The organism is Catelliglobosispora koreensis DSM 44566 (genome assembly GCF_000379685.1).
GTDB lineage: Bacteria > Actinomycetota > Actinomycetes > Mycobacteriales > Micromonosporaceae > Catelliglobosispora > Catelliglobosispora koreensis.
The window spans coordinates 61,607-86,847 of record NZ_KB903254.1 but is presented as its reverse complement, the minus strand read 5'-3'; the positions used below and the strand labels follow the sequence as shown (position 1 = coordinate 86,847).

Sequence of the window (25,241 nt, the reverse complement as noted above, 5' to 3'; positions counted from 1 at the left end):
CCTCGAGGCACCGACGGCAGCCGGCGTCAGATCAAACGGGCGAGGCTTCAGTACTCCGGACGAGGCGTTGCGAGAGCGGGAACGGTTACGGCTGGCGAAAGAGGCGAGCACACATAAAGCTCGGCTCGCAGGCTCGATGAAGTCGCTGTGTAATGCGTGGATTGAATCGCGTGTCCAGGAGCTTGAGGCAAACACCATCTACAGCTACAAATGGCTCCTGCAGCTCACCTATCCGTATATCGGGTCTCTGCGGGCCTCGACGCTGACCGGCCGGATTGCGAGTCGTATGTACAGCGAGCTGGAAGCCAGCGGCTACTCAAGAACAACGTTACGGACGCTGGATTTGGTGCTCACGAAAGCGTTCGGGGAGGAGACAGGACGAACCTTGGGTGCGCGTAAGCCGCGGCCGTCCGATGTGGTGCATCCTGTGTGGACTTTGCGTGAGGCACAGCATTTCCTCGCGAGTACGGTGGGGGAGCGGCGGCACCTGTTGTGGCGGCTGCTCGCCGTCACTGGCCTTCGGCGCGGGGAAGCGTGCGGGCTAAAGTGGATGGACCTCAACCTGCGCTCGGGCATGCTATCGGTGCACCGGCAGCGCGTCGTCCAGGAGTATCCGCGGATGGTCGTGGAGAAGCAGCCTAAGTCCCACAACGGCTTCCGAACACTGGCGCTCGACGAGCAAACCGTCGAGTTATTGAGGCAGGCAGAGCTGGCATCGCAATCGGCGTATGTTTTCGTCGGGCGGACAAGCATGCCATTGCGCCCGGACAACGTGACGGATCAGTTCAACAAGACAGCGGTCAGAGTTGGCGTCAGACCGCTTGGCCCACACCAGCTTCGGCATCTACTTGCGTCGAGCCTTCTGGAGCGCGGCTACGGTATTCATGAAGTCGCCGAACGACTCGGCCACGATCCGGGGACGCTGATGAAACACTACGCCCGTGTCGGCGCAGAAAGGCGAGTCCAAACAGGACACGATGCAGCGCTACTCATGACCGGCTGACAGAACGCTGCCTTAGATTATGGACCCACCAGCTCCCGCCGCGGCGAAGTCTGTTGTACACGGCCGTTCCAGGGCCTGTCTCATGTGATTGGCGGGGCTCCGTATCCGTGGTGCATGCGGAATCTCATCGGGTCGGTGCCGGTGGTGGTGACATGGCTGATCAGTATCGATCTGAGCGGCTCGGGTACTTCGGCTCGCAGGGGCCGGGTCCATTCCAGACTGGTGAGGAGTTCGGCGGCGCCGTCTAGCTGGGTTGCGGTCAAGGGCTGTGAGGTGAGCACACTCATGATCGTTTCGGTTGGTTCAGTGAGCAGCATGCGCTGTGGGGCGAGCTCGTGCCAGGGTGTTCCGCCGTACACGAAGGTTTCGCCGTCGTAAGTGCTCATCTGGCGTGGCGGGAACCCGGCCCAGGTGAGCAGCGTCAGGATGCGTTCTGTGGCGTCCGGATATCGTGCGGTCACCAGATCGGCAAGCTTCTCCTCGGCATCATCCTCGCGTTGTGAGGCAGCTTCAGCAGCCTGCGAGAAGTAGTCTTCTGGTGCAGCCTGCACCCATCGGAGACGGCGTTCCTCTTCTGCCGCCCGCACTTTGCTCAGTTGCTGCTGAACCTTACGGGAGCCGGTTAGCCCACGGTCGGCCAGCCAATCGGTGAGGCCAGGGGCGTCACGAAGTTCCGCGTCACAGTTACCCAGGCCTCGGATCCCCGTCTGGTGGTGAAGGGTCCAGCGGGCAATTTCTGCGCCCGATGCGTCCAGCACCAGAATCGTTGGCCACCCCATGCAGAGACAGTGATCCCCGGTACCGCCGTCTACCACAGCCAGCAGCCGGGCTAGCTGACCGATCGCGTCTTCTGACACCGCGATTCGGGCGGCGTCAGCACGGTCCAACTCATCGGGCGACGCCTCGACAATCACGACCTTGGCCGCAACGGCGAGGACGCCTGCCATTAGAGCCGTGGTCGGAGCCAGCCCGCCGACGGTGAACCCCGGTTCATCAGTCACGGCGGCGAGAATACCGACCGTTGTGCAATCGTTCGCTATTGCTATTTCGCGAACCTGGAAACGCTGTCGCCTGCAGGGGCAGGCGGATGCACAATGGCTCCATCGTCCGGCGTCGCGGCGAACAGTCGATCCCCATTGGACCAGCGGCCATTCATGCTGCGCTTGCTATCGTCGAAGGCAGCTTGCGACAAAACTGGTTCAAGATCAATAAGTAGCTGGGCAATCTCATCGACGAGCGGGGTCGGCGGTGCCCGCGAATAGGCTGCCTTGCCTATTGGATTCGTCTTGCTCGGCCATCATTGCTTCGGCGCTTTCGATATTGGCGGCCCTGGCGTCGGGCGGCGGCATTTCCATCCCAGCTGCCTTTAGACGGCCAAGGATTTCATCGCCCAATTCCTTTGGGTCTTTAGGCATATCGAACCTCCAGGTATCCACGGCGGGCGGTTGAGCCTTCAGCAGCGATTACGCTGCCGGTCCGCAATCTTAACCACCAGTCGTCCCAGTATCCCCGGAACGGGAGGTAGACGTTATCTGTTGCTGGATTAGGACGATCATGGCCAAACCAGTTTATGGCGTAGGAGTCGATTCGAAGTTGGTGAAAAGGAACACCGCGGCCGCCGAGGCGGAATGGGGCAAGACGACCGCGATCTTCGGGGGGAAGGGTTTCGTATGCCCTTCCGTCCCAAATGAAGGTCATGTCTAAGTCGCCTGGATCGGGCTTCGCCGAGGTAAAGCTGCCGCCGAACCATATTGCCTGAACGGGAATGGTCGAAGTGACCAAATCGCGAGCGCTTTGAAAGTCATCCCAGATCAGTGCGCGCGTACGCGACTCGGCGAATGCCTCTACGAACCTCTCCTGGATTTCAAGTTCAGTGCAGTCGTAGCGGCCACCGACAGGCAGATACCCGTTCGGCAAGAGATCCGGGATCATATTGATCATTCTAGTTGATCGCTGATGTTTCGCGTCTGCGAATGTAGGGAGTCAGCCGCGGTGCTCGGATGGTTGGGCTGCCGCCTTTCCTTGCGGATTCTCCTGTTGACGCTGCGAGCCCACGAACACGATTTTGTGTTCATCGGTACGCATGGGGCCACATCCCGGTCAGCCATTACGCCATCGCTCTAGTAGGCCTACTGGGCATCGTCACTGTACGTGACCGTATGTTGAGGTCGAGTGGGGAAATCGGTGCGCCTTTGTCTTGAGCACTTACGCTTTGCTGGTGCTTCTTGCCGATGAGACTCCGAAGATCACCGACTGGATGCAGGCGTGGGGAACCCTGATCGGGGCGACGCTCACCGTCGCTGCGGTCGTACTCACTGGTCTGCTACTGCGGCATGAGATACGGGCGGCTCGTCAAGCTCGCGAGATGGCTGACGAGGAGGCCCGCCCTTACGTCATCGTCGACTTTGACTTCCGAGGCGTCATCGTGCTGTTGGTCATTCAGAACATAGGTAGGTCGATCGCACATGACGTGGAGATCAATTTCGATCCGCCCCTGGCCTCAAAGGCGTTCGACTTCGACGATGTCCAAGCGCTCAAGGGTCCTATCCGGATGATGGCCCCAGGCAGGAAGATCCCGTTCTTCTTCGACAGCGTCCTCGAACGCTCGCCGGACGCCGGGTTGCCGGACAGCTACAGCGTATCTATTTCATACCGTGACTCGGCGGGGACTAAGTACGATGACCCGCCGTACACGCTGGATCTTCAGACCTTCCTCGGTACCGCAATGCCGCCAAATGGTTTGCCCGAGCTGGTCGGGCATGTGAGAGACATGCGGGATGAAATGCGGAAGTGGAGGAGGTACGGTACGCCACTTTTCGTGCGAACCATTGACCATCGTGCTGAGGCTGAAAGATCGCGCGAGGCTCTGGAGAAGCAGAAGGCAAAGCGCGTTAGCGAGGTTGCTTCGGAACCTGATGAAGAAAAGGCAGAAGACGAGAGTAGGCCACCTAGGCTCTGACTAGCCATCGTTGATGGGTGCGGAACTGCGTGGGATGCGCTGATACGAAACAACATCGCCGCAACTTGACCGCTCGTGGTAACAAATGCGGTAACAGGGGAGGGTGAACTACCCGGTACGCGCCATCACCGGATAGCATTGACTGGCAACAGTATTCGCACCTAACGGCATGTCCTGATACCGCGAAATCCCTTGTGACACAACCGTTACGAACCTGGGGGTCAAGGGGCCGTGGGTTCAAATCCCGCCATCCCGACAGCGTGAGCTGGGAATATAGAAGCTCGCAATGTTCTCACCCAGTTTGACGGTGAGCATTTTGGCGACGGCGACCTTGGTCATGGGGTCTCACATCCAGGTGGGATACGTGTTGTCAGTACCCTCTAGCGGCCAGAACCTCGTTGCCGTCACTTGCATTGACATCTATCAAGGAGTGGCATTTGATCCGGTCGATAGCGATCCGAGGCCATCTGGTGCCTGCGGTGGGGCTGACTGCCCCACCGTCAATGTCATTGCAGACGGTGATGGTGGCCGGCTATCGCCGGCCACCATCAATTTCCTGAGGGAGGTGTGTTTCGGGTTAGAAGGTGGCTACCCGCAGCAGTTTTTCCTTAATGCCGTCGGGGTCATCGACGTTGTTCCAGTCGGTGGTTCCGGCGGCTTGCAGCGCAGATTTCACTGCGGCTGGGGTGGCAGTGGGGTGGGTTGCCTTGTACAGCGCAGCACCGCCGGCCACGTGCGGTGAGGCCATGGAGGTGCCGGAGATGGTGTTGTAGCCGTCGCCTTTCCAGGTGGAGTAGATGCAAACTCCGGGGGCGATAAGGTCGACGTCGGCGCCGAAGTTGGAGAAGTCGGCAAGGGTGTCATCGACGTCGGCGCGGCAGGTCGCCGCACCGCCGCCGCCGGGCAGGCCGTTGAAATCGGCCAGGGCGCTAACGGTGATTACCTCGTCGTAGGCGGCGGGGACAAAGCCTTTGGCGTCTGCGTCGGAGTTTCCGGCCGCGACGACGAAGGTGACCCCAGCGTTGATGGCCGCGCAGATGGCTTCGTGCATGGCGTCTTTGTTGGTGCCGCAGGCGTTCCTGTCATCACCTGAGCCGCCGAGGCTCATGTTGGCGACCTCGATCTCCGAAGCGTGGGCGGCGACGTAGTCGATGCCGCAGATGACCTGCGCCCAGCTGCCGCTGCCGGAATTGCTCAGTACGCGTACCGGCCACAGCCGTGCGCCGGGGGCTACGCCGACGACACCGATGTTGTTGTCCAGGGCGCCGATGGTGCCGGAGACGTGTGTGCCGTGGCCGTTGCCGTCGTTGGCGCTCTGGCCGGTATTGCAGTTCTTGGCTCCGGCTGTGTAGACGTTGAGGTCCGGGTGATCGAGGTCGATTCCGGTGTCGATGACAGCAACGTCCACATTGACCCGTTCGTCGACTCCGTCGATGTCGGCGGTGGGGCTGTGCTCGCCATCGATGCGGTTGATGCCGGTGGGCAGCGTTTGGGCCGCAGTGGTCATGATGCCGTCGGGCTGCACGAGCAGTACGCGCGAGTCGCGGGCGATACGCGCGGCGGCGATGCTGCTCATGTGGGCTGAATAGCCGGTGATCGAGTGGGTGTAAAGGAAGCCGACAGCCGCACCATGTGCATTGGCATGTTCGGCGGCAACTGACGTGGCGTTGCTGCCGGGGGCGAGCATGACGATGTAGTCACCGACGGTGGGCGCCGCGGCTGCGGTGCCGCTGAGGGTGGCGGCACCCATCAGGCTGCCTGCGAACAGTGTGGCTAGAAGTTTGCGCACGGGGGTTCCTTCCGCCGGGGTCATCCGATCGAAGTCCCGCAAGCAACAGCGGGATGAGCCGAGACTGGCTGAAGCGCTAACACCGCACCAGAGCATTTAAAGGTTCGTTATCATAAATATATAAATACTTATAAATTTGGGCATACCGGGATGGCGGTGACGCCGGAGTACCGGCTGCCGCTACTTGTGTTGTCGGCCTGAAGTCGCCGGTGTTGCACCCTTGCGCTGTTTGGGCGTGTGGGCGGGAGATGTGCAGGAGCCGAAGAAAAGGGACACCGCAGAATGATGTCCGAGCTCGACGATGACCTGGTAGCACGCGCGCAGCACGGCGACGCGGCAGCACTTGAACAGTTGCTGGGCGCCGTGCGCGTGGTGGCGGTGCGATATTGCCGGGCGAGGCTCGGCCGTACTGTCGGTGCGTTCACCACCGCCGATGACCTGGCCCAGGAGATCTGCCTAGCGGTCTTTCATGGGCTGGCACGGGTGCGTGGGCCGCTGATCACCTATATGTACGGCATCGCCTCGCACAAGGTTACCGACGCTTTGCGGACCGCCGGGCGAACAGCTGTCCTGCATTCTCTTGATGAGCTTGAAGGCCGTGCGGACATCAGCCCCGGCCCGGAGGATGCCGCTGTCGCGGCAGAGCTGTCGGCGCAGCTGGCGCGCCTGCTGGCAACGCTTCCGCCTCAGCATCGCGAGATCATTGTGCTGCGGATTATGGTGGGCTTGCCCGCAGAACAGGTGGGTGCGGCACTTAACCTGTCGGCGGCTAACGTGCGCCTGATTCAGCACCGCGCGCTGGCCCAGCTGCGGCCCGTGGCCAACGAAATCCTCTCCGAGGTGAACCCATGACGGCACACCACGACCAGCACACCGAACCAGCCGAAGTGCAGCACGACGAACACCTCGCTCACAAGCTGGCCACCGGGCAACCTGGCCTGCCTCAGGATCCGCTGTCGATACTGCTGGCGGCATGCCGTGACGACATCCGCGCCGCCGAGAATCCAGCGATGCCACTGCTGGCCAATGCCGCACACGTCGCGGTCCGCGGTCACCGGCGGCGCACACTGCTGGCAATCGCAGCTGCCACATTGGTCTCAGGTGGCGCCGCAGCGGTCGTGTTGGCCCGTGACGCGCAGCCGGGAAGTCCATTGTGGCCGATCACCGAACTGGTCTACACCGAGCACGCCGATCTGGCGCTCATCCGCATGGCCCTCGGCGATGCACGTGCGGCCATCACCCAGGGCCGCTACACCGACGCGCAAATCCATCTCGACGAAGCCGCACGCCTGCTTACCAGAATTACGCCAGGCACCCCCGCGCAGCAGCTGGCAGCCGAAATCGGTACCCTGCGCCAGGAACTCGCCGCGCATCTCGCTGCCCCTGCGCAGCAAAGCGAGCCCGCCAGCCAAACGCCGGGCGCCCGGGCTGCGACACCGGCGTCGGCCGGGGGAACCACAGGCGCTCCAACCGATCCTGGCAGTCCCGGCCAGCGCCCGGCCACCCCCACCCCAGGTGGTCAGCCACCAGTGCCACCAGGTCGAGACCGGCCACAGCCTGGGGAACAGCAGCGTACGACCACGAGAGGATCAAGCCGCCCACCCCGCTAGAAAGCCCTGCATCGTGTGCGGCTTGTGCGAAACGCTCAGCCAGCGTTGCTGCTGGTTGCGTGCCATGCGCCACAACCACTCGTGTAGCCAAGCTGGTCTGGCCCGTGCACCTGTGCCGTGGCGAGTTCGCGCCATCGGCACAGGTCCATCAGTGTTGCGGCCCAGCCGGTCAGGAAGCCACCGGCTCCGCGATGGGCGCTGTGTTTGTCTTCCGGGCGGACAGAAGCGCGTCTAGCGACCAGGCGCCCGGGCCGATCGCTGCGACCAGCAGGAACGACCAGCAGAACATGGCGGCAAGCTCGCCCCCATTGTTGAGGGGCAGCAGCGACAACGGCTGGTGCACCACAAAATACGCGTACGCCATCGACCCGGAACACACCAGCGCCGCGACCCGCGTGCCGAGTCCCGCCAGGACCATGAGCCCGCCGGCGAACTGGATGGCGGCAGCCCACCAGCCTGGCCATGAGGCAAACTCCACCGCCTGGCCCGATCCGCGGTTTCCGCCGAACACCCCGAACAGTGACGACGCCCCGTGCAAGGTGAACAGCAACCCGACAACGACCCGGAACAGAGTCGTGGTCACCTCGGTAAAACGACTGGTACGCATAACGATCTCCTTCGCCGACATCCACCCTCGTCACAGTGACAAGGGTTGATGTATACTAAATGTGGGCGAAAGATTGGTAAACCCCGTATTTATGGAGAAGCTGTTAACTCCTCGCGCACGTCGCGGCAAAGGAGTTCGCAAGGTCTGTCGCTGAAGCGCCGCCCTGTGTTTCATACGTAGCAGGAATTCTTTTCTCCCAGACCGCACTGGTGATGCGTCGCCAGCGGCTGCCTGGGCAAACGTGCGCCTGGATCGACTGTCGTGACACGACCCAGCGGGCGGACGCTGTAGTTGTTGCCGGGCGGTTATCCCGCCGCGAGCACGCCAGGAAGGTGATCCCACCCAGGGGTCACGTAATGCTGTGCCGGTGGTGCCGTGCCAGCAGCAAATTGCCACTGACTGGGAGGCCGGGAAATGTTTGCCCTGCACCGTATTGCTGTCATCGCCGTTGCCGTCATGGCCGCCAGCCTCGTCTCAGGCGCCGCAGCGGCCGCGGCGTTTAGCGACGATTTTGAAGATGGTGACCTGGCCGGATGGTCCAGCACCGGCGATGGGTCCTGGAACGTGGTCACCGACGGCACGCTGGCGTTGCGCCAGTCCTGGGGCAGCAGCTCAAACGCTCGCCTGTTCACGGGCACGGCCACATGGGCGTCTTATACCGTGCAGGCCAGAGTCAAACCCATCACCTTCGCGGTCGGCTCACACATCGGCCTGCTCGCCCGCGCGGGTGGGCCGTCCAAGTACTACCGCCTGGCCCTGCTACCGGATAGCCAAATCCAGCTGCACGCCGTCAACGGCCACGCGGTCACGGTACTGGCCTCCGCCACACACACCATCGACACCCTCGTCTGGTACACCCTGACCCTGCGCGTGCACGGCACCCAGCTTCAGGCCAGCATCGATGGCGTCCCCGTTCTGCAGGCCACCAGTACCCTTGCCTCCAGCGGTCAGATTGGTCTGCAGACGGCCTTCGCTACCGCCTCCTTCGACGACATCACCGTCACTTTTACGCCATAGACAGGCGATCCTTCGCCCATTGCAGCGCGTGGGAAGCCGAGTACCAGCAGTAATGGCTGGCCGATGGTGACATTTGCGGACGAGATGGCGCTGTTGAATTCGAGGGAGCCCCGTCAGGCCACTGCGTGGTCTAGCGCGACTTCGCCTGTCCAGCCGAGCGTCGAAGGGTTCAATGTGCATGTGAGGCGAGCGCCTTCGCCAACAATGCCCGCACGCCCGGTTTACGCGGCGCCGCCGGGCCTGCGGCACCCGCCCACATCCATAGCATCGGTGACAGCGTTGCGAGTGGTTTCCTCGACGATGGCTGGCCGGTTGACGACGTTGGAAACGGTGCCGACCGAGACACCCGCCGTTGCGGCCACGTCCTTCATGGTGACGGTGCCGAGCCTCGGTGCCTTGTTCGCCGCCTTGTTGCCGCTGAACGCGTACTTCAGTTCATGGCAGGCACATGGCTGTGGGCGCTTGCGGTTTCGGTGCTCCGTGGAACCTCGCGCCGGGCGTCAAGTGCCTCGGTCCAAAGCCGGTCAGACCGTAGGCCGTGGTGTGAATTAGCTGGTGACGGGAAGCCAAGCGCGCGCGGCAGTTATCAGGGCGGTCACTCCGGTGTGAAGCGTTGGTTCGATGACCGGGGCGAAGTGAGGCGAGTGGTTCGAGGGCAGCCGGGCCACGATCTTTTCCATTGCCTTGAAATCAGTTAGCCCGGCGAATGCCTGCGGGTCGGCTCCGCCCAGAAGCCAATAGACGCAGGGGATATCGGCGGCCATAGCGAGTAGGCCGACATCTTCGCTGCCGGTCACGGGGCCAGGGTCAAGAATCCGGTCCGCGCCGAACTCTTCGTCGAAGGCGGCACGGGTGTGCGCGACGGCTTGCAGGTCGTTGACGACGGCGGGGAATGACATCGTGTTTTCGATCTCTGGAGGTTTGGGGGCCCCGGCTGTTGCCGCTTCGCCGTTAATGATGCGGTCGATCGCGTTCATGACGGTTTCGCGAACGTGGGTGTCGAAGGTGCGGATGGTCAGCTGAAGGTCGGCACGGTCGGGGATGATGTTTTCTTTCGTGCCCGCGCGAAGAGCGCCGATGGTGAGCACAACGGTGTCGGTTCCGGCGACTTCGCGGGAGACCACGGTTTGCAGCCGCATCACCGTCGCCGCCGCCATCACCACCGGGTCGACGGAGACTTCGGGGCGTGAACCGTGCGCCCCGCGGCCGTGCATAACGACGTGCAGGGTGTCAGAGCCGGCGAACGATGGTCCCGCACGCAGGCCGATCATGCCTGCGGGTAGCGGTGCGACATGCTGTCCTAAAACGACAACTGGAACGCCGAACCGTTGGTAAAGACCGTCGTCGATCATCGCCTGCGCGCCTTGGCCCAGTTCCTCGGCTGGCTGGAACACCAGCAACAACGTCCCCTGCCACGCGCTCTTGCTGGAAGCGAGGGCCTGGGCGGCGCCGAGCAGGCACGTGACATGCACGTCATGGCCGCACGCATGCATCACCGGCACCTCATATCCAAGATGATCGGTCGCCCGAACAGTGCTCGCATATGGCAACCCGGTGTCTTCTTTGACCGGCAGAGCATCCATATCCGCGCGCAGCAGCACTACCGGCCCGGCACCGTTGCGCAGCACCGCAACCACACCGGTGCCACCGACCCCCGGGGTCACCTCATACCCAAAATCTTCCAGATGTCCAGCGACTAGGCCCGCCGTGCGGGTTTCCTGTAGCGACAGCTCGGGATGCTGGTGTAAGTCCTGGTAGATCCCGGAAAGATCGATAGACGTGCCCACCTATTGTCCCCCGCTTCACTCGGTGGTGAAACTGCTGCGCAAAGTCACCGTAGCACTGCGCCATGTCCTCATGGATTCGATCAGCTATGCGCTCTGTCCCATGCGGTGTGGACGGTCAGAAGTCCTGCGGGCAACGGGCCATTTATCACGTCGGCTGCCGGTGTCACACTTTGGGACGCCGCCGGAGGATCAGCGCGAGGCCTGCTGCTGCCCAGATCGTGGCGATGATGATGAGCAGGCCCATGCCATAGTCGCGTGGCAGGGCTGAAGGCAGGTCGCTGCTTCGCCCGTACCCCAGGATTGCCGGGAGCGCGATGAGGATGAAGGCCAGAGTGGCGATGGCGGCTGCTTGGATGACCGGCCTGGTTCTTGCCGTGGTGAGCCGTGCTAGAAGGACACCGCAACCGAGGATCAGTGGTATGAGGACGAGCTCGTGCCCGGTTAGAGCGAGTGCGAGGAATCGCAAGTAGGCCAGGCGGGTGTCGTGACTTTGCACGACACCAGCGAGTGAGTACAGAAGTGCAGCGCACCCGGCTGCGATCAGCAGCCAGCGCAGGAGCCGGGTTCGTGTGCTCATGCGGGTTTGGCCACGTTGATGCGGCGGATCCATTTGGTTTGCATGACGCCGGGCCGATTGGGAGCGATGAGGCGGCAGGGGTAGCCGTGGTCGAGGTTGAGGGTTTCGCCGTTAATGCCTAGGGCTAGCAGGGTGAGCGGGTCGCGTGCGTGGGTTGGGGCGACGGTGGATTGGCTGTAGCCGCCTTTCTGGAGCGACGTAACAGTGACCTGGAAGGTGTCGTCGCCTCCGGCGAGGGCCACGAGGTCACGGATGCGGATGCCGGTCCAGGTGGCGTCGGCGCTCCATCCTTCGACGCAGGTGATAGGCAGGCTGGCGGTGTGCTGCGGTATGGCTTGCAGCTGTTGGAGGGTGAACAGCTGTGTGCCATTAGGGCCGGTGAGCTCAAGGCGGTAGCCGGGATCGGTTGCCCCCGCCGTGACTCCGGCGGCTTGAGCGGATCCATTGACCGGCAGGCCTTGCGATCCTACGCGCGGGTCTCGTGGGGCCAGTAGCGAGACCGCTGCCAACGGCCGGATGGTCTGCCCGGCAAACGATACGGCGATCGCCCCGGCGGTCGCGGCGACGGTGGCTATCAGCCCACGACGTGACAGTCCTCCTGTGACGGGTTCGCGACGTGGTTTGCTGCGCAGGGCTCGCTGGATGATGGGCAGTTTGACTCCAATGTGGACAAGCACCGACCCGGCGACGGCCCAGGCGGTCCAATAGTGGGCCACGGTGAAGAAAAAACCCATCGGCTGGTACCAGCGGAAAATGTTGAGCAGTCCGGAAAACAGCTGAAACAACACGGAGGCGACCAGCACGGCGAGACTGGCGCGTTCCAAGGCGTGAGCCGCGTCGCGTACCGGCGGCCAGCGAAACAGTTTCGGGTACACCGACCACAGTTTCGCGGTTACCAAAGGGATGGCGGCGACACCGGTGATGATATGCAGGCCCTGAGTGACCCGGTACAGATTGACCGGACGCGACGGCCAGGTGAACCACCATGGCGGCTGCTGGATGGCGTGGCTGATGTAGCCGGTGACAAAACATATGGTGATGGCTGCCGTGGCCATGAGGCCGAGCTGGCTGGTCAGTTTGGCACTGCGCAGCAGCGAGGTGAACTTCTTCATGCGACAGCTGGCCTCCGAGAAGTGAAGTGGCGCAGGGCGGTGATGACAACGACGACGAGCAGAGCGCTGCCGTAGCCGAGCTGCAGCGCACCGAACCCGTCGAGCTGCAGGTTGCTGGAATACTGCGCAACGTAACCGGCGACGCCAATGGCGATCCACTCTGGCCGGTCGCTCATGGCGGCCAAGGCGATGAGGAGGATGGTGTACCACGAATATCCTGGTGTAGCCACGAGTAGAAAGGCTCCAGTCATGATGGTGGCGGTATGCCATGGCCTGTCCGGGTTGGTGCGCCACCAGGCAAGAGCGGCCGTAGCGAGAAGGATTGCAGCCGCGGCGGCAAGGCTTGCCGATGGGGGAAGCACTAGTGCCAGCAACGCAAACCGGGTTCCCGTGTCATAACCTTCGCCCACAAGGTAGTCCGGGAGGTAGCCGAGCACCTTCGAGCCGTTAGCCAGCACGTGTGGCACGTATAGCAGCGTCACCGTCAGCGCAGCGGTGGCCGCCACGATGAGTGGGCGGCGGCGCAGTAGCGAGGGGCCGGTGAGCGCCGGTGTGAATTTCGTTGCGACAGCCAGCCCGATCAGCACCCCGCCGGCGACGGTGCCGCGCCAGGTTTTGGCGAGTGCGGCTGCCAGTAACGCGGCCACGGCGAACAGGGTGCTGACCACATCAAGGTGCGCGTTGTTTCCGGCTTCTAATGCTACGAGGGGGCACCAGGCCCATAGTGCGGCTGTACGTGGGTCGGCTCCGGCTTTAGGCAGCAGCCACACGAGTAGGACCGCTATAGCCAGGACCGCGAGTCCGGCCGAGAACTGGACTGGGCGTTCCCGCGTACCTGGTGGTGAAAGTGCCTGGACAGCAAGGAAGTAGGCCTGTGCGGCCGGTGGGTAAATGGTGGGCACGGTGGGCCGGTTGATCAGCGAACAACCCGGTACCACGCCGGGTGTTTCCGGACTGACGCACCACGGCGACTCGGCGGGCCAAAGGAAATCGTCGCGCAGCCTCGCCAGCTCTGGGGCGGCTGGCGCATAGGTGTAAGGGCTGACGCCTTCGGCTTGCACACGGCCGTCCCAGATGTAGCGGTAGAGATCGTCGCTGCTGCGTGGCGGGGCGAACCCGGCCGCAAGCGGCAACCCGGCAGCCCCAACAAGAATGAGCGCCACCGCGTTCTTGCGTGGTGCCTTGCGTATCAGCCAGGCACCGCCGGCGAAAAGGAGCCAGCTGGCTGCCATGAGCACATACCATGTGGTAGGGCCATGCCAGGTAGCGGGATGGACCAGCCACCAGAAACAAAGCCCAAGTGCGCCAAGGCATGCGGCCGCTGCGACGGTGTGTTTCATGGCAGGTCGAAAGGTAGTGTCATGCCGTCGAGCGCCGATCCGCAGGTGCAGCCGCGCGTGGTGCTGATTGTGGCGATAGCCTGCAGCAGCACAGTTTTCAAGGCGGCAGTATTTTCGGCGAAGACGCGGAACACCTCCTCCTGCGTTACCCCATGGTCGCCTTGCACTCCGGCGTCGAGGTCGGTGACCAGGGCGATCGTGGCGTAGCACATGGCCAGTTCGCGTGCCAGAGCGGCTTCTGGCGTCCCGGTCATGTTGATGACCGTTCCGCCTTGTGCGGCATAGGTTTGGGACTCGGCACGGGTGGAAAACCGTGGGCCGTTGATGACGACCATGGTGCCTTCGGCGGTAACCGGGAGCCCGGCATCAAGAGCAGTGTCCACGATGGACCCGCGGAGGCGGTTGCAGTAGGGGTCAGCGAAGTTGATGTGCACGGCACCGGTGTCATAGAAGGTGTGCTGGCGCCCGCTCGTGTGATCGGCGAGCTGATCGGGTACCACGAAATGGCCGGCACCTAGATGTGATTGCAGTCCACCCACGGCGCATGGGGCGATGATCTGCCGCACGCCTACGGACCTCAGTGCCCACATGTTGGCCCGGTACGGGATGACGTGGGCAGGGAAACGGTGCCCGACACCATGGCGGGGGAGAAAGGCTACGGGCCGGCCGGCCACTTGCGCGATCGTGATCGCTGCGGACGGTTCCCCGTATGGTGTGGTCAGCTTGTGTTCGGTGGCGCCATCGCCGAAGAGCTCGTAGAGCCCGGATCCGCCGATGATCGCGATGTCTGCATGCATGGTGTCTCCTAGGTTTGCGGGAGCAGCTCGGCGAACCAGCGGCCGGTCGCAGCCCATTGCCGCGCAACGGTCAGGTTCGCCTCACGGGCGACCGCGGGTATGTCATCGGCGGCCACAGCCGCCCACCAAAAGGGAGGACTGTCAAATCCGTTGTGCCGTAGCCGGACCGGATGCCGCCAGCTACCCGATCCGGGAGCGCTGGTTTCGGCGACGATGGTTCCACCCGGCCGCAGCAAGGCCGCACAACGACACAGCAGCCGCACCGGATGACCTCCGATTCCGATGTTTCCATCGGCCAGCACGGCGTGTCCCCACCATCCGGCGTCGGGAACATCGGCGAACACGTCGCATAGCCGTGCGGCCGCACGCCGGCCGAGTGCCTCGGTTACCGCTTCGGCACTGATGTCGATACCCAACGCGGCGACGCCACGGCTCGCGAGGGCGGTCACGAGCCTCCCTGGGCCGCAGCCAACATCCAATGTGGACGCATGGCACGGTTCAAGTAGAGCGTCATCCCCGGGCCTAGAGTCGCTGTACCAGTCGGCGGCGTTCATACGTGCCAGCGTGTCCCCGGTGATGGAGGTGAAGTCCACAATGGAGTCCTGGCCGCTGGCAGCGTGCGCCAGTGCCTGCCCGAAGACCGCGAGTGCTGCTTTCACCTCAGCTCCAGGCTCTTCACGGTGGCGGTGAACCGGCTTGCAGGACACTGTTGCGCGACATAGGGCAGGTCTGCGACGGTGTCGACGTCGCGTAACATGGGGCAGTGCGCAACGGAAAGCCCAAGCCCGATAAGGGCTTTGAGGGTCAGCTCACCGGTGTCGCGCTGAGACATTGGCACGGTCGCCAGCACCGCGGCGTGCCGTGGGTCGTTGAGACCTAGCAGCCACCAGCCGCCATCTTCGGCTAGCCCGAGGACAGCGTCGGCAATCGACAGCTGCGCGGCGGCACCCTCAAGCATGCCGGCGGTCAGCTGAGGCGTGTCCATTCCCACCAGAATCGCTGGCACACCGGCGCTATCGGCGGATTGGAAGCCGTTGGCTAGCCGTTCACCCAAGCCATTGCCTTGCTGGGCGATTACCGTCCAGCCGGGCGGGCGTGGTGATTGCCCGTCAAGCAGCAACACCCGCCGGTACGCGGGTGCTGCCCCGACCGCGTCGATCGTGTCGGCCAGCGCGGCCGCCGCGATCCTGGCCGCCTGCTGAGGGCTGCATGGTGGGCACAGCCGCGTTTTGACCTTGCCCGGCACCGGCTGCTTGGCCACGACGAGATATTGGATGTTCATCCGGCGAGCACCCTGGACATGTCGCGCACCGCCCGGAGAGTGCCGCTGAAAGTCCCGGTGACTTTTGACTTCGTGCCCGCCGCGCGGGGCAGGTAGTCGACATCCACTTCGGACACGCGCCAGCCAGCCCTGCCTGCCAGCAAAACCATTTCCAGGGGGTACCCGAAACGTCTGTCCCGCATACCCAAACCCAGAAGCGCTTCCCGTCTGGCGGCCCGCATCGGCCCGAGATCATGAACGTCCACTCCGGCAGCACGCCGCAAGCGCCTAGCCAAAACGGCATTACCCCACTGAGCATGTAGTGGCCACACGCCCTTGGCCGCAGGCCGGCGCCTGCCCAGCACCAGATCCGCCGTCCCGTCCAGGATGGGGCCTGTCACGCGGGGCAGCTGAGTCAGGTCGAGGGAGCCGTCGGCGTCCACAATGCACACCAGCCCCGAAGTCGCGGCACACAGCCCGGCGTGCACGGCCGCGCCAAAGCCTCGCTGCGGTACGTGAATGACCTTCGCCCCCAGGGCGGCGGCGACCTCGGGTGACCCGTCAGACGAGCCGTTGTCGGCGACAATCGCGCGGTAGCCGTCCGGCAGTCCGGCTAGTACTCCGGGCAGGGCGGCTGCCTCGTCCAGGCATGGAAGCACCACGTCAATCACGCCTTCACCGTATGACCAGGCACGTGCCATTGATCCTTACGACACTCTTACGGATCGGTATGAACAACTATGAGCTGGGTAAAGTCACCGGTGTGCGGATACTGGTCACGGGCTCAGCGGGATTCATCGGCTCGCATATCGTCACCGTCTTGCGCGAAGCAGGGCATGAGGTGACTGGCCTGGATTGCTTCTTGCCGGCTGCGCACCGGCAGCCCTTGCCAGCGGCGGAAGGCACCCAGGCCGGCGATGTCCGTGACGCGCAGGCGGTCCGCCAGGCGCTGCGCTCTGTTGACGCCGTGTGCCATCAGGCGGCGATGGTCGGCATGGGCGTCAGCTTGGCCGACGCACCCGAGTACGCCTCGCACAACGACCTTGGCACGGCAGTGCTGTTGGCCGAGATGGCTGCTGCTGGCATCGGCAAACTCGTGCTCGCGAGCTCCATGGTGGTCTATGGCGAAGGCGCCTACGAGTGCCCGGCTGACGGGCCGCAGCGGCCGCTGCCACGCCTAGGCGAGGATCTGCGCGCAGGCCGGTTCGAGCCCCGCTGCCCGCTCTGCCACGGCGAGCTTTCACCGTCGTTTGTGGCCGAAGACGCGCCTATCGAGCCACGCAGTCTTTACGCCGCATCAAAAGCGGCTCAGGAACACTATGCGGCCGCCTGGGCGCGGGCGACCGGAAGCACTGCGATCGCCTTGCGCTATCACAATGTTTACGGGCCGAACATGCCCCGCGACACCCCCTACGCCGGTGTTGCCGCGATCTTTCGTTCCGCATTGGAAAATGGCCTGCCACCGCAGGTTTTTGAAGATGGTGGCCAGCGGCGCGATTTCATTCACGTCACCGACATCGCCCGTGCCAACCTCGCTGCCCTGCAAAGCCCGGGCATACCAGGCTCGCTCACGCCCTACAACATCGCCACGGGCCGGCCACACACCATTTTGGACATGGCCACCGAGCTCGCCTCCGCCATGTCCGGCCAGCGCCCGCAGATCACTGGCGGGTTCCGCGGTGGCGATGTCCGCCACGTCACCGCCAGCCCCGCCAAGGCCCGCGACGAGCTGGGATTCGCCGCGGAGATCCGTTTTCGGCAGGGGATGAAAGACTTCGCCACGGCACCGTTGCGGTCCTAAGCGTTTTCGCTGTCCTTGCGTTTAGCTCGCCAGATCAGTGCGGTCACCGCGACGATCGCAAGCAGGATGACAGCGAATCCCGCTGCGCCAAAACGGTTTGCCGTTTCCGAAAGCCACACTTGGACGGCCGCGGCTGAGTCGATGACCGGGTCACTGGTGATTGTCCCGGCAAACACCCTGATCTCATACCAGCCATACCAGGCGACGTATACGCCCGACAGAACCGTAATGGTGACAGGGGTTTCAGACGATTGTTGTCGGCTTGCTCAAGCGGAGAGCCCTCGGACAGCCTGAGCTGATACCTCCCAGCGGCGACGGGCGTAGTGCGGTGGGTTATCGCGGGTGACGTGGCGGTTTAGCGGGCCTTGACGTGGTAGCGGCATATGGCGCCGACGTGTATCAATGTCCGGGTCCTTGTCGCGTGCTGTCTGTTTGAAATGTTGTGGTGGATGGTTTTCGGAGCTTTTCTGTCGTCGGAAGGTGGTTTGGTGACGATGAGCAGGATGCCGCGCCGCGTGGTTTCGCAGGCGCAGTCTTGCAGGGCGATGTCGCCGACGAAGTCGAGTGCGGTGACGCCGGTTAGGTCGATTTCGACGACTGGCGCCGGGTAGCGGCGAAGCACTCCTACGACTGCCTTCGGCAGCAGGTGCGCGGTTAGCGCGGTCAGCGGACCGGTGGCTTCGATGATGATGCGGTGCGGGGTCACGCACATGCGAAGCTGCAGGGTTTGGTTCATGGTTGCCGCCAGGGTTGCGGATGCGGGTTCTTCAGGTTGGCAAGGGCTGCGGCGATGGTGTGGATGTTCAGGCTGTCATTGTTGGTGCTCCAGGCTGCGGGTGGGACGTAGCCGGGGTTTCTGGCGCCAGCGAGTGCGGCGGTGATGGTGGCGGTGGCGTGGGTGTGCCCGCCGAGGCTTAGTGCGTATCGGATGGCGGCTGTGGGGTCGGTGGGGTGGCGAAGGTACGCGGTTAGTGCTGCGGGAACGGTGCGCAGGGCGCTGGAGGTGGTGTTGAGGGTGGCGATGGTTTCGGCGGGCCCGGCACGGTGGCGCACGAGGGTGCGGGTGATGGATAGGTGGTGGGTGAAGTCGGGATGATGGGCTTGGCTTGCGGCAGTGGCCAGGAACCGCTCGGTGGTAAAGGTTTTGCTAGGCAGGGTATGGGTGGCCAGGGCGGTGGCGGTGGCGGTGATCGCTGCGGCGTCGCGGGCTAGCTGGTGGGTGTGGGTAATGACGGCGCTGCGGCGGGCGAGTTCGGCGATCGTACCGATGCCGGTGTGAGGAAGCAGCCCAGAAGCGATGGCACGGATGGCGGCGGTGCTGCCGTGTGAACCTTCCCCGCCGTGCAGGGATGGCGCGGCTTGCCACCAGGGGATGCCTTGTGCCACTTGGGCTAGCACTGTTGCTGTGCCGTTGCCTCCGCGGCTGGCTTCTGCGGGCGGATGCTGGGCCAGGGTCCAGGCGAGCTGGTCTTCGTCGAGGGCGCCGTCGTGCTCTCCGTAGTGCCCGGCTGTCGCTAGTAACTGCCTGGTCAGGTGGCTGGATGGCCCGTCGTTGGCGGCGGTGTCTATTGCGGCGTCGACCTGGGCGGGAGTGGGCAGGCGGATGCCGTGCAGTGGTGCGGCGAGCCGGTCGGCGCAGGTGGCCAGCAGCAAGCTGTTACGGATGTGCCGATGTGGCGAGCTGGCCGGTGCCGGTGGGCTGTGCATGGTGCTGTTTTCCTTCCTTGCGCTGGCGGGCTGAGGCGCTGCGGCGCGGTGTGATCGTTTGGTGGTCAGCGTGTTCCGGGGGGTTGAGCATGGTGCCGTCGGTGAGGGTGTGCAGGAACCGTCTGGCCCATGCCGTGACGTTGTTGGTATGCACCTGTGCGCGCATCGTTTTCATCACCGGCGACGCTGTCGCCGCTTGCGCGGCAGCGGTGAGCATGGCCTGCTCAAGAGCGCCGGGTTCGTGGGGATTGACGATGATGGCTCCGGGTAGCTGTGCCTGGCTGCTAGAGAATTCGCTCAGCACAACACGCCCGTGGCCGCTTTCCCGGGTGGCAGCGTATTCGGCTGCGTGCGGGGTCATCCGGTCGCGAACGGGGGTGGCAAGCATGACGTCGGCGGCCAGATAGAAGGCAGCGCGCTCCGCCTCGCTTAGGTCTTGGCGCTGATAGTGAACGGGAACGTAGCCGACCGTGGCATGTTTGCCATTGATTTGAGCGGTTAGCCGTTCGATGTCGTGGCGCAGGGCACCGTTTTCGCCTGCGGGCGGTTCACCAGTGGGTGCTAGGTGGATCAGCACCGCTGTGCCTGCTTGCAGGGCGCGGCCGTCCAGTAATTGGGCGAAGGCGTTGAGGACGGCGATCGTTCCGTCGCCGCTGTCGGTTCCGCCAGTTGACAGAAATACTGTGGTGGCAGGGTGCAGCCGGGCACGGATCTGCCCCGCTGCGGTGCGGGCGGTGGCGGTTGCTGCGGCGTGGGCGATGGCGTGTGCGTCGGCGGGCATTGGCATCACCAATGGCGTACCGGTTTCGTTTTCTGTGCAGGCGGCGAAGTTGGCGGCTGACCGGGCGTCGGTGAAGGTGGCCAGGTCGGCGGCCAGGATGCTGGTTGTGATCTGCTCACGCTCGGCGATGGCCTGCAGGGTTTGCGCTGGCGGGAATGGGCTGTGTAGCGAGAATCCGATGCGCAGGTCTGGCCGCAGGTGACGCAGCAGGCCTGGTACGAGTTGCAGCGGGTAGTCATGAATCCATACCGCCGCTCCCGGTGCAGCCAGGCTAGCGATGGTGTCCGCGTACTGGCCGGAGATGATGTGGTGTGCTTTCTGCCATTGCTCGTCTTGCGACAGTGTCGCGGCATGGTGGCCGAAGTATGCCGGGGCAAGGGTTTGCGCGCAGTAGCCGTCGCGATGTGTCGCCATGTCTGTGCTGTCCACCGGAACTGATTTGAGCCAGGCGCTTTCTTTTGCGGCGCCAGCGGCTACCCAGGCGCCGCCGTGTGAGGCGACGGCGTGCATTAGTGCCGCGCTTCCCAGAGCCGCGGAGCTGGCCGGTGTCAACGGTGCGGTATCGGTGGCGAGGATGAGCTGGTGTTTGCCAGATTTCATGATCACGGCCTTTCCTGCTGGTCTGGTGGTGCCGGTGGGCCAGGGGACAGGACGGCGAGAACCCGGTCGACTCTGGCCAGGCGCAGGTTGCGCTGCAGCCGTGCGGACGGGGAGCGAAGGGCAACGGTGCCGCCGTTGCGGATCGCGCGGCGGTGTGCGTCGAGCAGCATGAGAATTCCGGCGGCGTCGATGGATGGGCACCCCGCTAGGTCGATGATCAACTGTTGTGGTGCCAGTAAGATCGCCTCGTCAAGGGTGTTGCTGACCGACGGAGCGGACCACACGTCAAGATCACCACTGATGACAACCTCGACAGTGGGAATACGCGCGGTCATCGGCTCGGCGTTCATCATTGCCCCCTTCAACTGGTCGTAATGCGGTCGCGGGCATCGGCCACGCTGCCGGGCCGGTATGGCGGGGCACCCGCAGTGTCATGACAGTTGTGTGACAACCGGGCCAGCGGTCGCAGAAAAACGTGCCGGCGCTGGGAAGCCGCTCACCCGGCGGTAATGGCGCGACACCGCAGGAGGTGCGGCCGCGAGTCGTGACGCCACGTCAACGACCTGTGGTTTCAAAGCCGGTGGCAGTGACCAGGTGACGGGAGGGCGTGCGCGTGGGTTGTGTGCCCCGCCGATGGTCGCTGTCATTAGTGCTGCGGCATGCCAGTCCGGCCCCATTTGATGCGCAAACGCGATAGCGGCAAGCGGTTCACGCGGGCAGATCAGATAGGCGGCGAGGGCTGCACCGGCTGCGCCGCAAGCGCTGCGGCCACAGCCTAAAACCTTTGCTGTCTCTTCCGGCGTGGCACGATCACGGCCCAGCTGCCGCACAAGTGCGAGCTGGGCGCGCATTGTCGCGCCGCGGCTTTGCTCAGTCAGGACCGCCAGCAACTTGTCGGTGTCGAGGATTTCGAAGTCGCCATCGGCGGCAGCCAGGCTCACGGCAGCCGCGTGGATTGCTGCGGCGTCCCGGGCATCGGGGTGTGTGTGGGTGACGGCGGCAGACCTTCGGCCGATCTGTGCCACGGCACCAACACCGGATCCGGGCAGCAAACCTGCGGCGCCGGCACGTACAGCCGCGTCACTGCCCCATCCGCCAGCACCGTTGCGGTAGGCCGGTGCTGCCTCCCACCAGGCGGCACCAGTGGCGACCGCCGCCAGGATCTGCTGGGTGCCAGATCGCGCCTGGCCCTCTGGCTGTTCCCATACCGTGGTGGCCAGTTCGCCGGCCAGCCTGTCCTCATCAACGCCGCCCGTGGCTAGGTGCCTTGTCAGGGTGAGTAGCTGCGCTACGGCGTGGCTGGGGACGGAATCGGGGGTGCAAAGCCAATCGGCGTAGACGGCTAATGTCAGCGCTGAGGAGATGCGCTGCCGCGCAGCGGGCGGGCCAGAGTGCGTCATCCGTGGCTCCTTTGCCAATTGGCCAGTGCACCGTGCGGGCTGTGCCGCCGGGCCACTGTGGTGTGCTGTGGGAGGGCTCGGCCACTCCGGCCCGGCGGCAACCCCGTTGCGGCTACCGGCACCAGTGATTGGGGCGGCCAGTGCCGGTAACCGGTAGCCACAGCGTTGGGCAGCTGTATCGCGAGTGTCCGGCGGATCTATGACAGTTGCGTGACAAACCGCGCCAGCGGCCCCTTCAGAGATGCGACTGGGGCGGTGAAGGCGGTAGACATGCGGGCGTGGCAGCGGTGCTGATGATTGAAGACGACGACCGGATCCGGATGTCGCTGGGGTTGGCCCTGGAAGATGAGGGCTACACGGTGCGCTCGGCCGGGACCGCGGAGGAAGGTTTGGCCGCGCAGCGTGCCGATCCGGCCGATACTGTCCTGGTTGACTTGATGCTGCCCGGCATCGACGGGTTCGAGTGCATCCGGCAGCTGCGCCGCGACGGCGACGTGCCCATCATTGTCGTGTCCGCCCGCGACGACACGCACGATGTCGTTGCCGCCCTTGAGGCCGGTGCCGACGACTACGTGATCAAACCGGTGGCCGTGAAAGAGCTGTCCGCGCGGATGCGTGCCCTGCGCCGGCGCGCCCGGCCGGCCCAGGCGTCCACCTTGACTCTGGTCTTTGGCGAACTGGAGATCCGGCCACAGGCCGGCGAGGTGCTACTGCATGGGGAGCTGCTTTCATTGACACGTACTGAATTCCGGCTCATCTGTGAACTGGCCGAACATGCTGGGCTGGTCCTGTCACGCCAGCAACTACTGGAGCGTGTGTGGGAATACGACTACGGCGATGACCGGCTTGTTGACGTCCACATCGGACGGCTGCGCCAGAAGATCGAAGACAACCCGTCCGTGCCGTCTCGGCTTATCACCGTTCGCGGCCTGGGCTACAAGCTTCAGCGATGAGGCGCCCTGGGCTGCGGGCCAGAGTTACCGCCGGATTCGCTATCGCCGCATTCATCGTGTCAGCGACGGTGGCTTTGCTTTCCTATCAGCTGACCGAAAACTACCTGCTCGGCGAACGCGAACGCTCCGCCCTGCGTGCCACCGCCATCGAAGCAGGCATCGTGAAAGCGGGCCTTGCCGGCAGTAATCCCGACATCGGCGCGGTCTTGAAGGCGCTAGATACGGGCGGCAAACGCCGGGCTGTTATCTATCGCGACGGAACGTGGTACGGCCGCAATGCCGACTTCGGCATCAAGTCCACCATTCCTGCCAATCTGCAGGCCATGGTCAGCTCCGGGCAGGCCGGAGCGCAGCGCATCCGCACAGACACCGGCCCGGCACTGGCCATCGGCGTGCCACTAGACGATTCCACCTCGTTCTACGTCATCGATGTCATGCAGGAACTCGACCGGTCCCTGCAGGTACTCGCCCTGATCATCACCCTGGTCGCTGCGGCCACCACCGCAGCCGGGGCGGCACTGGGCTGGTATGCCGCCCGCTACGTGGTGCGGCCACTAACCAATGTGGTCGCAGCCGCCGACAACATCTCCGCCGGTGACCTGACTGCTCGCCTCGATCCCAGTGCTGAACCTGATCTGGCCCGGCTTGCTGCCTCGTTCAACAAGATGGTCGACGAGCTGTCCGCGCGGGTGCAGCGCGACCGGCGCTTCGCCGCCGACGTCAGCCACGAACTACGCTCGCCACTTCAAACCCTCAGCGCCGCAACGAGTGTGCTCACTCGCCGCGCGGCTGGAATGGATGCCAAAGCGGCAGCTGCGGCACACCTTGTTGCTGGCGAGGTCCAGCGGTTCGAAGATTTAGTCACCGACCTGCTGGAGCTGTCGCGCAGCGACCAGCCAGCCAGCCTGGAACCAGTGGACATCGCGGCGCTGACACGGAGCGTATGCCGGACCCGTGGTGTCGATACCGCCAAAGTACAAGCACCGCCAGACGATGTGGTGTGGCGAGTGGACCGGCGCCGGTTCCAGCAAATCCTGGCAAACCTCATCGACAACGCAGAGGCCCACGGCGGTGGCCTGCACGCCATCACCATTAGAGAAACCAGTCAAGGGCGTTACCTGGACATAGACGACGACGGGCCAGGGGTCAGCCCACCCGATCGGGCCATCATCTTCGACCGGTTCGTTCGGGGCCGCGCCGCCGGTGCGCGCGGCGACGGTGACGGCGCCGGCCTCGGCCTGGCCATCGTGCACCAGCACGTCACCGCCCATGGCGGCACCATTACCGTCACCGACCGTCCCGGCGGCGGCGCCCGGTTCACCATCGCCTTGCCAACGGAGCCAACATGAAACGCTACCTCTGGCTGATGCGCGTGATCGCTGTCGCGATCACCGCCCCGATGGCCGCAAGTGCCTGTGGGGTCTCCGTGCAAGCCGAACCGCATCCTGTCGAGCTACCAGGCCGAAGTACCGCCCCTGCCACCAGTCAAACCCCAGCCCCGCAAGGCGAACTGACCCAAACCCTTTATCTGATCCGAGACAGCCATCTGGTCGCGGTCACCCGCAACACCCCGAAACAGCTGACCGCTGCCGAGCAGCTGGCCAGCCTGCTGTCTGGGCCAACCTCTGCCGAGCAGCAGCAGGGTTTGTCCAGTTCGCTGCTGGGCACAGACTTAGGCCTTAGCGTGCAAAACCGTAACGGCCAGGCCATTGTGGAACTGGCTACCAGCCTGGAAGGCACCGGCCGTACCGACGACATCCTCGCCTTCGCCCAAATCGTTTGCACCCTCACGAGCCGCGGCGACATCCACACCGTCACCTTCACCCGCGCCGGCGAACCCGTCGAGGTCCCCCGCGCGAACAGTTCGCTGAGCCGTGACCCTCTCACCGCTGCCGATTACACGCCTCTGATCGCATCGAAGTAGACGCGTGGGTGCCCAGCAGCCAGCCCAGCCGCGTCGCCCGCTCGGCGCATCAGCGGAGCCTAAGCCCAGATGTCATCAGACTGTCACAGACGTGGCCCGTTACCTGCGCTGACAGTGCGGGTTGTCCTAGCCGGGACCGCCTGGCAATCGGTGTCCGGTGATTGCCAGGCGGTCCCGCACGGATCTGGCCGTCAGCACATCCGGGCAGGGTGGCAA

Annotated in this window: 28 protein-coding genes; 9 read left to right on the top strand and 19 right to left on the bottom strand. The window is 64.1% G+C overall.

Features of this window, described 5'->3' with window-relative positions; translation table 11 throughout:
* Window positions 1-136: 136 nt before the first annotated feature.
* A complete protein-coding gene (locus tag A3E1_RS0115270; RefSeq protein ID WP_020521655.1) occupies window positions 137-1,003 on the top strand; it encodes a tyrosine-type recombinase/integrase in 867 nt (288 codons plus the stop codon).
* A gap of 80 nt (window positions 1,004-1,083) precedes the next feature.
* Here the strand turns inward: A3E1_RS0115270 and A3E1_RS0115265 are convergent, their stop codons facing one another.
* Together A3E1_RS0115265 and A3E1_RS0115250 are read right to left on the bottom strand one after the other, a co-directional pair.
* A complete protein-coding gene (locus A3E1_RS0115265; RefSeq protein WP_020521654.1) occupies window positions 1,084-2,004 on the bottom strand; it encodes a hypothetical protein in 921 nt (306 codons plus the stop codon).
* 406 nt (window positions 2,005-2,410) lie between these two features.
* Window positions 2,411-2,935, bottom strand: a complete 525-nt coding sequence (locus tag A3E1_RS0115250) for a DUF6932 family protein (protein ID WP_026208464.1) — start codon at window positions 2,933-2,935, stop codon at window positions 2,411-2,413.
* Window positions 2,936-3,221: 286 nt separating this feature from the next.
* Here A3E1_RS0115250 and A3E1_RS0115245 point away from each other — a divergent pair, with 286 nt between their 5' ends.
* Window positions 3,222-3,962 (top strand): hypothetical protein, encoded by a 741-nt coding sequence (locus A3E1_RS0115245; protein WP_026208463.1) that lies wholly within the window; start codon window positions 3,222-3,224, stop codon window positions 3,960-3,962.
* A 577-nt stretch (window positions 3,963-4,539) separates the two neighbouring features.
* Here the strand turns inward: A3E1_RS0115245 and A3E1_RS0115235 are convergent.
* Window positions 4,540-5,751 (bottom strand): S8 family peptidase, encoded by a 1,212-nt coding sequence (locus tag A3E1_RS0115235; protein ID WP_020521648.1) that lies wholly within the window; start codon window positions 5,749-5,751, stop codon window positions 4,540-4,542.
* Window positions 5,752-6,036: 285 nt separating this feature from the next.
* On the opposite strand from A3E1_RS0115235, the gene A3E1_RS0115230 reads away from it, so the two are divergent.
* Window positions 6,037-6,603 (top strand): sigma-70 family RNA polymerase sigma factor, encoded by a 567-nt coding sequence (locus A3E1_RS0115230; protein WP_026208462.1) that lies wholly within the window; start codon window positions 6,037-6,039, stop codon window positions 6,601-6,603.
* Window positions 6,600-7,361, top strand: coding sequence for a hypothetical protein (locus A3E1_RS44720; RefSeq protein WP_020521646.1), 762 nt, complete (start codon window positions 6,600-6,602; stop codon window positions 7,359-7,361). The genes A3E1_RS0115230 and A3E1_RS44720 overlap by 4 nt, the downstream gene beginning before the upstream one ends.
* Before the next feature lie 169 nt (window positions 7,362-7,530).
* On the opposite strand, the gene A3E1_RS0115220 is transcribed toward A3E1_RS44720, so the two are convergent.
* Window positions 7,531-7,968: a DoxX family protein gene (locus tag A3E1_RS0115220; RefSeq protein WP_026208461.1), complete on the bottom strand. Its 438-nt coding sequence runs from the start codon at window positions 7,966-7,968 to the stop codon at window positions 7,531-7,533.
* Between the two features lie 414 nt (window positions 7,969-8,382).
* On the opposite strand from A3E1_RS0115220, the gene A3E1_RS0115215 reads away from it, so the two are divergent.
* Window positions 8,383-8,985: a family 16 glycoside hydrolase gene (locus tag A3E1_RS0115215; RefSeq protein ID WP_020521644.1), complete on the top strand. Its 603-nt coding sequence runs from the start codon at window positions 8,383-8,385 to the stop codon at window positions 8,983-8,985.
* A gap of 221 nt (window positions 8,986-9,206) precedes the next feature.
* Here A3E1_RS0115215 and A3E1_RS46105 read toward each other — a convergent pair whose 3' ends face one another.
* The 9 genes from A3E1_RS46105 to A3E1_RS0115170 form a co-directional block, all read right to left on the bottom strand.
* Window positions 9,207-9,347, bottom strand: coding sequence for a LacI family DNA-binding transcriptional regulator (locus A3E1_RS46105; RefSeq protein WP_211215938.1), 141 nt, complete (start codon window positions 9,345-9,347; stop codon window positions 9,207-9,209).
* A gap of 186 nt (window positions 9,348-9,533) precedes the next feature.
* Entirely contained in the window at window positions 9,534-10,772 is a 1,239-nt protein-coding gene (locus A3E1_RS0115205; RefSeq protein WP_020521642.1) for an amidohydrolase, read from the bottom strand.
* A gap of 163 nt (window positions 10,773-10,935) precedes the next feature.
* Entirely contained in the window at window positions 10,936-11,349 is a 414-nt protein-coding gene (locus tag A3E1_RS0115200; RefSeq protein ID WP_020521641.1) for a hypothetical protein, read from the bottom strand.
* On the bottom strand, window positions 11,346-12,461 hold the full coding sequence (locus tag A3E1_RS0115195) for a molybdopterin-dependent oxidoreductase (protein WP_020521640.1): 1,116 nt from the start codon (window positions 12,459-12,461) through the stop codon (window positions 11,346-11,348). Before A3E1_RS0115195 ends, A3E1_RS0115200 begins: the two co-directional genes overlap by 4 nt.
* Window positions 12,458-13,693 (bottom strand): glycosyltransferase 87 family protein, encoded by a 1,236-nt coding sequence (locus tag A3E1_RS40385; protein ID WP_020521639.1) that lies wholly within the window; start codon window positions 13,691-13,693, stop codon window positions 12,458-12,460. Before A3E1_RS40385 ends, A3E1_RS0115195 begins: the two co-directional genes overlap by 4 nt.
* Window positions 13,694-13,797: 104 nt before the next feature.
* The gene (locus A3E1_RS0115185; protein ID WP_020521638.1) at window positions 13,798-14,598 is read right to left on the bottom strand and encodes an S-methyl-5'-thioadenosine phosphorylase; all 801 of its coding nucleotides are present in this window, start codon (window positions 14,596-14,598) and stop codon (window positions 13,798-13,800) included.
* Window positions 14,599-14,606: 8 nt separating this feature from the next.
* The gene (locus A3E1_RS0115180) at window positions 14,607-15,257 is read right to left on the bottom strand and encodes a class I SAM-dependent methyltransferase (RefSeq protein ID WP_020521637.1); all 651 of its coding nucleotides are present in this window, start codon (window positions 15,255-15,257) and stop codon (window positions 14,607-14,609) included.
* A complete protein-coding gene (locus A3E1_RS0115175) occupies window positions 15,254-15,880 on the bottom strand; it encodes a TIGR04282 family arsenosugar biosynthesis glycosyltransferase (RefSeq protein WP_020521636.1) in 627 nt (208 codons plus the stop codon). Before A3E1_RS0115175 ends, A3E1_RS0115180 begins: the two co-directional genes overlap by 4 nt.
* Entirely contained in the window at window positions 15,877-16,560 is a 684-nt protein-coding gene (locus A3E1_RS0115170; protein WP_211215937.1) for a glycosyltransferase family 2 protein, read from the bottom strand. Before A3E1_RS0115170 ends, A3E1_RS0115175 begins: the two co-directional genes overlap by 4 nt.
* A 62-nt stretch (window positions 16,561-16,622) precedes the next feature.
* On the opposite strand from A3E1_RS0115170, the gene A3E1_RS0115165 reads away from it, so the two are divergent.
* Entirely contained in the window at window positions 16,623-17,660 is a 1,038-nt protein-coding gene (locus tag A3E1_RS0115165; protein ID WP_026208458.1) for an NAD-dependent epimerase/dehydratase family protein, read from the top strand.
* Here A3E1_RS0115165 and A3E1_RS49145 read toward each other — a convergent pair.
* The 6 genes from A3E1_RS49145 to A3E1_RS0115135 form a co-directional block, all read right to left on the bottom strand.
* Window positions 17,657-17,836, bottom strand: a complete 180-nt coding sequence (locus A3E1_RS49145) for a hypothetical protein (RefSeq protein WP_020521633.1) — start codon at window positions 17,834-17,836, stop codon at window positions 17,657-17,659. The two genes, A3E1_RS0115165 and A3E1_RS49145, sit on opposite strands and share 4 nt — an antisense overlap.
* A 179-nt stretch (window positions 17,837-18,015) precedes the next feature.
* Window positions 18,016-18,396, bottom strand: coding sequence for an STAS domain-containing protein (locus A3E1_RS0115155; RefSeq protein ID WP_020521632.1), 381 nt, complete (start codon window positions 18,394-18,396; stop codon window positions 18,016-18,018).
* The gene (locus A3E1_RS0115150; protein WP_020521631.1) at window positions 18,393-19,367 is read right to left on the bottom strand and encodes an ADP-ribosylglycohydrolase family protein; all 975 of its coding nucleotides are present in this window, start codon (window positions 19,365-19,367) and stop codon (window positions 18,393-18,395) included. Before A3E1_RS0115150 ends, A3E1_RS0115155 begins: the two co-directional genes overlap by 4 nt.
* On the bottom strand, window positions 19,318-20,748 hold the full coding sequence (locus A3E1_RS0115145; RefSeq protein WP_245571205.1) for a trehalose-6-phosphate synthase: 1,431 nt from the start codon (window positions 20,746-20,748) through the stop codon (window positions 19,318-19,320). The genes A3E1_RS0115150 and A3E1_RS0115145 overlap by 50 nt, the downstream gene beginning before the upstream one ends.
* Window positions 20,749-20,750: 2 nt before the next feature.
* Entirely contained in the window at window positions 20,751-21,098 is a 348-nt protein-coding gene (locus A3E1_RS0115140) for an STAS domain-containing protein (protein WP_157631531.1), read from the bottom strand.
* A gap of 81 nt (window positions 21,099-21,179) precedes the next feature.
* Complete coding sequence (locus tag A3E1_RS0115135; protein ID WP_020521628.1) at window positions 21,180-22,148, bottom strand: ADP-ribosylglycohydrolase family protein; 969 nt, start codon at window positions 22,146-22,148, stop codon at window positions 21,180-21,182.
* A gap of 278 nt (window positions 22,149-22,426) precedes the next feature.
* Between A3E1_RS0115135 and A3E1_RS0115130 the strand changes: the two genes are divergently transcribed.
* From A3E1_RS0115130 to A3E1_RS0115120, 3 genes are read left to right on the top strand one after another with little or no spacing between them, the layout of a single operon-like run.
* The gene (locus A3E1_RS0115130) at window positions 22,427-23,101 is read left to right on the top strand and encodes a response regulator transcription factor (RefSeq protein ID WP_020521627.1); all 675 of its coding nucleotides are present in this window, start codon (window positions 22,427-22,429) and stop codon (window positions 23,099-23,101) included.
* Entirely contained in the window at window positions 23,098-24,450 is a 1,353-nt protein-coding gene (locus tag A3E1_RS0115125; protein WP_020521626.1) for a HAMP domain-containing sensor histidine kinase, read from the top strand. The genes A3E1_RS0115130 and A3E1_RS0115125 overlap by 4 nt, the downstream gene beginning before the upstream one ends.
* Entirely contained in the window at window positions 24,447-25,025 is a 579-nt protein-coding gene (locus A3E1_RS0115120) for a GerMN domain-containing protein (protein WP_020521625.1), read from the top strand. Before A3E1_RS0115125 ends, A3E1_RS0115120 begins: the two co-directional genes overlap by 4 nt.
* Window positions 25,026-25,241 lie beyond the last annotated feature (216 nt).

Excerpts from the sequence above, each read along its gene's own strand:
- A3E1_RS0115270 (WP_020521655.1), top strand. The coding sequence starts at position 137 with ATGAAGTCGCTGTGTAATGCGTGGATTGAATCGCGTGTCCAGGAGCTT.
- A3E1_RS0115250 (WP_026208464.1), bottom strand. The coding sequence starts at position 2,935 with ATGATCCCGGATCTCTTGCCGAACGGGTATCTGCCTGTCGGTGGCCGC.
- A3E1_RS0115230 (WP_026208462.1), top strand. The coding sequence starts at position 6,037 with ATGTCCGAGCTCGACGATGACCTGGTAGCACGCGCGCAGCACGGCGAC.
- A3E1_RS44720 (WP_020521646.1), top strand. The coding sequence starts at position 6,600 with ATGACGGCACACCACGACCAGCACACCGAACCAGCCGAAGTGCAGCAC.
- A3E1_RS0115220 (WP_026208461.1), bottom strand. The coding sequence starts at position 7,968 with ATGCGTACCAGTCGTTTTACCGAGGTGACCACGACTCTGTTCCGGGTC.
- A3E1_RS0115215 (WP_020521644.1), top strand. The coding sequence starts at position 8,383 with ATGTTTGCCCTGCACCGTATTGCTGTCATCGCCGTTGCCGTCATGGCC.
- A3E1_RS0115200 (WP_020521641.1), bottom strand. The coding sequence starts at position 11,349 with ATGAGCACACGAACCCGGCTCCTGCGCTGGCTGCTGATCGCAGCCGGG.
- A3E1_RS0115195 (WP_020521640.1), bottom strand. The coding sequence starts at position 12,461 with ATGAAGAAGTTCACCTCGCTGCTGCGCAGTGCCAAACTGACCAGCCAG.
- A3E1_RS40385 (WP_020521639.1), bottom strand. The coding sequence starts at position 13,693 with ATGGCAGCCAGCTGGCTCCTTTTCGCCGGCGGTGCCTGGCTGATACGC.
- A3E1_RS0115185 (WP_020521638.1), bottom strand. The coding sequence starts at position 14,598 with ATGCATGCAGACATCGCGATCATCGGCGGATCCGGGCTCTACGAGCTC.
- A3E1_RS0115175 (WP_020521636.1), bottom strand. The coding sequence starts at position 15,880 with ATGAACATCCAATATCTCGTCGTGGCCAAGCAGCCGGTGCCGGGCAAG.
- A3E1_RS0115170 (WP_211215937.1), bottom strand. The coding sequence starts at position 16,560 with ATGGCACGTGCCTGGTCATACGGTGAAGGCGTGATTGACGTGGTGCTT.
- A3E1_RS0115155 (WP_020521632.1), bottom strand. The coding sequence starts at position 18,396 with ATGAACCAAACCCTGCAGCTTCGCATGTGCGTGACCCCGCACCGCATC.
- A3E1_RS0115150 (WP_020521631.1), bottom strand. The coding sequence starts at position 19,367 with ATGCACAGCCCACCGGCACCGGCCAGCTCGCCACATCGGCACATCCGT.
- A3E1_RS0115145 (WP_245571205.1), bottom strand. The coding sequence starts at position 20,748 with ATGAAATCTGGCAAACACCAGCTCATCCTCGCCACCGATACCGCACCG.
- A3E1_RS0115140 (WP_157631531.1), bottom strand. The coding sequence starts at position 21,098 with ATGAACGCCGAGCCGATGACCGCGCGTATTCCCACTGTCGAGGTTGTC.
- A3E1_RS0115135 (WP_020521628.1), bottom strand. The coding sequence starts at position 22,148 with ATGACGCACTCTGGCCCGCCCGCTGCGCGGCAGCGCATCTCCTCAGCG.
- A3E1_RS0115125 (WP_020521626.1), top strand. The coding sequence starts at position 23,098 with ATGAGGCGCCCTGGGCTGCGGGCCAGAGTTACCGCCGGATTCGCTATC.
- A3E1_RS0115120 (WP_020521625.1), top strand. The coding sequence starts at position 24,447 with ATGAAACGCTACCTCTGGCTGATGCGCGTGATCGCTGTCGCGATCACC.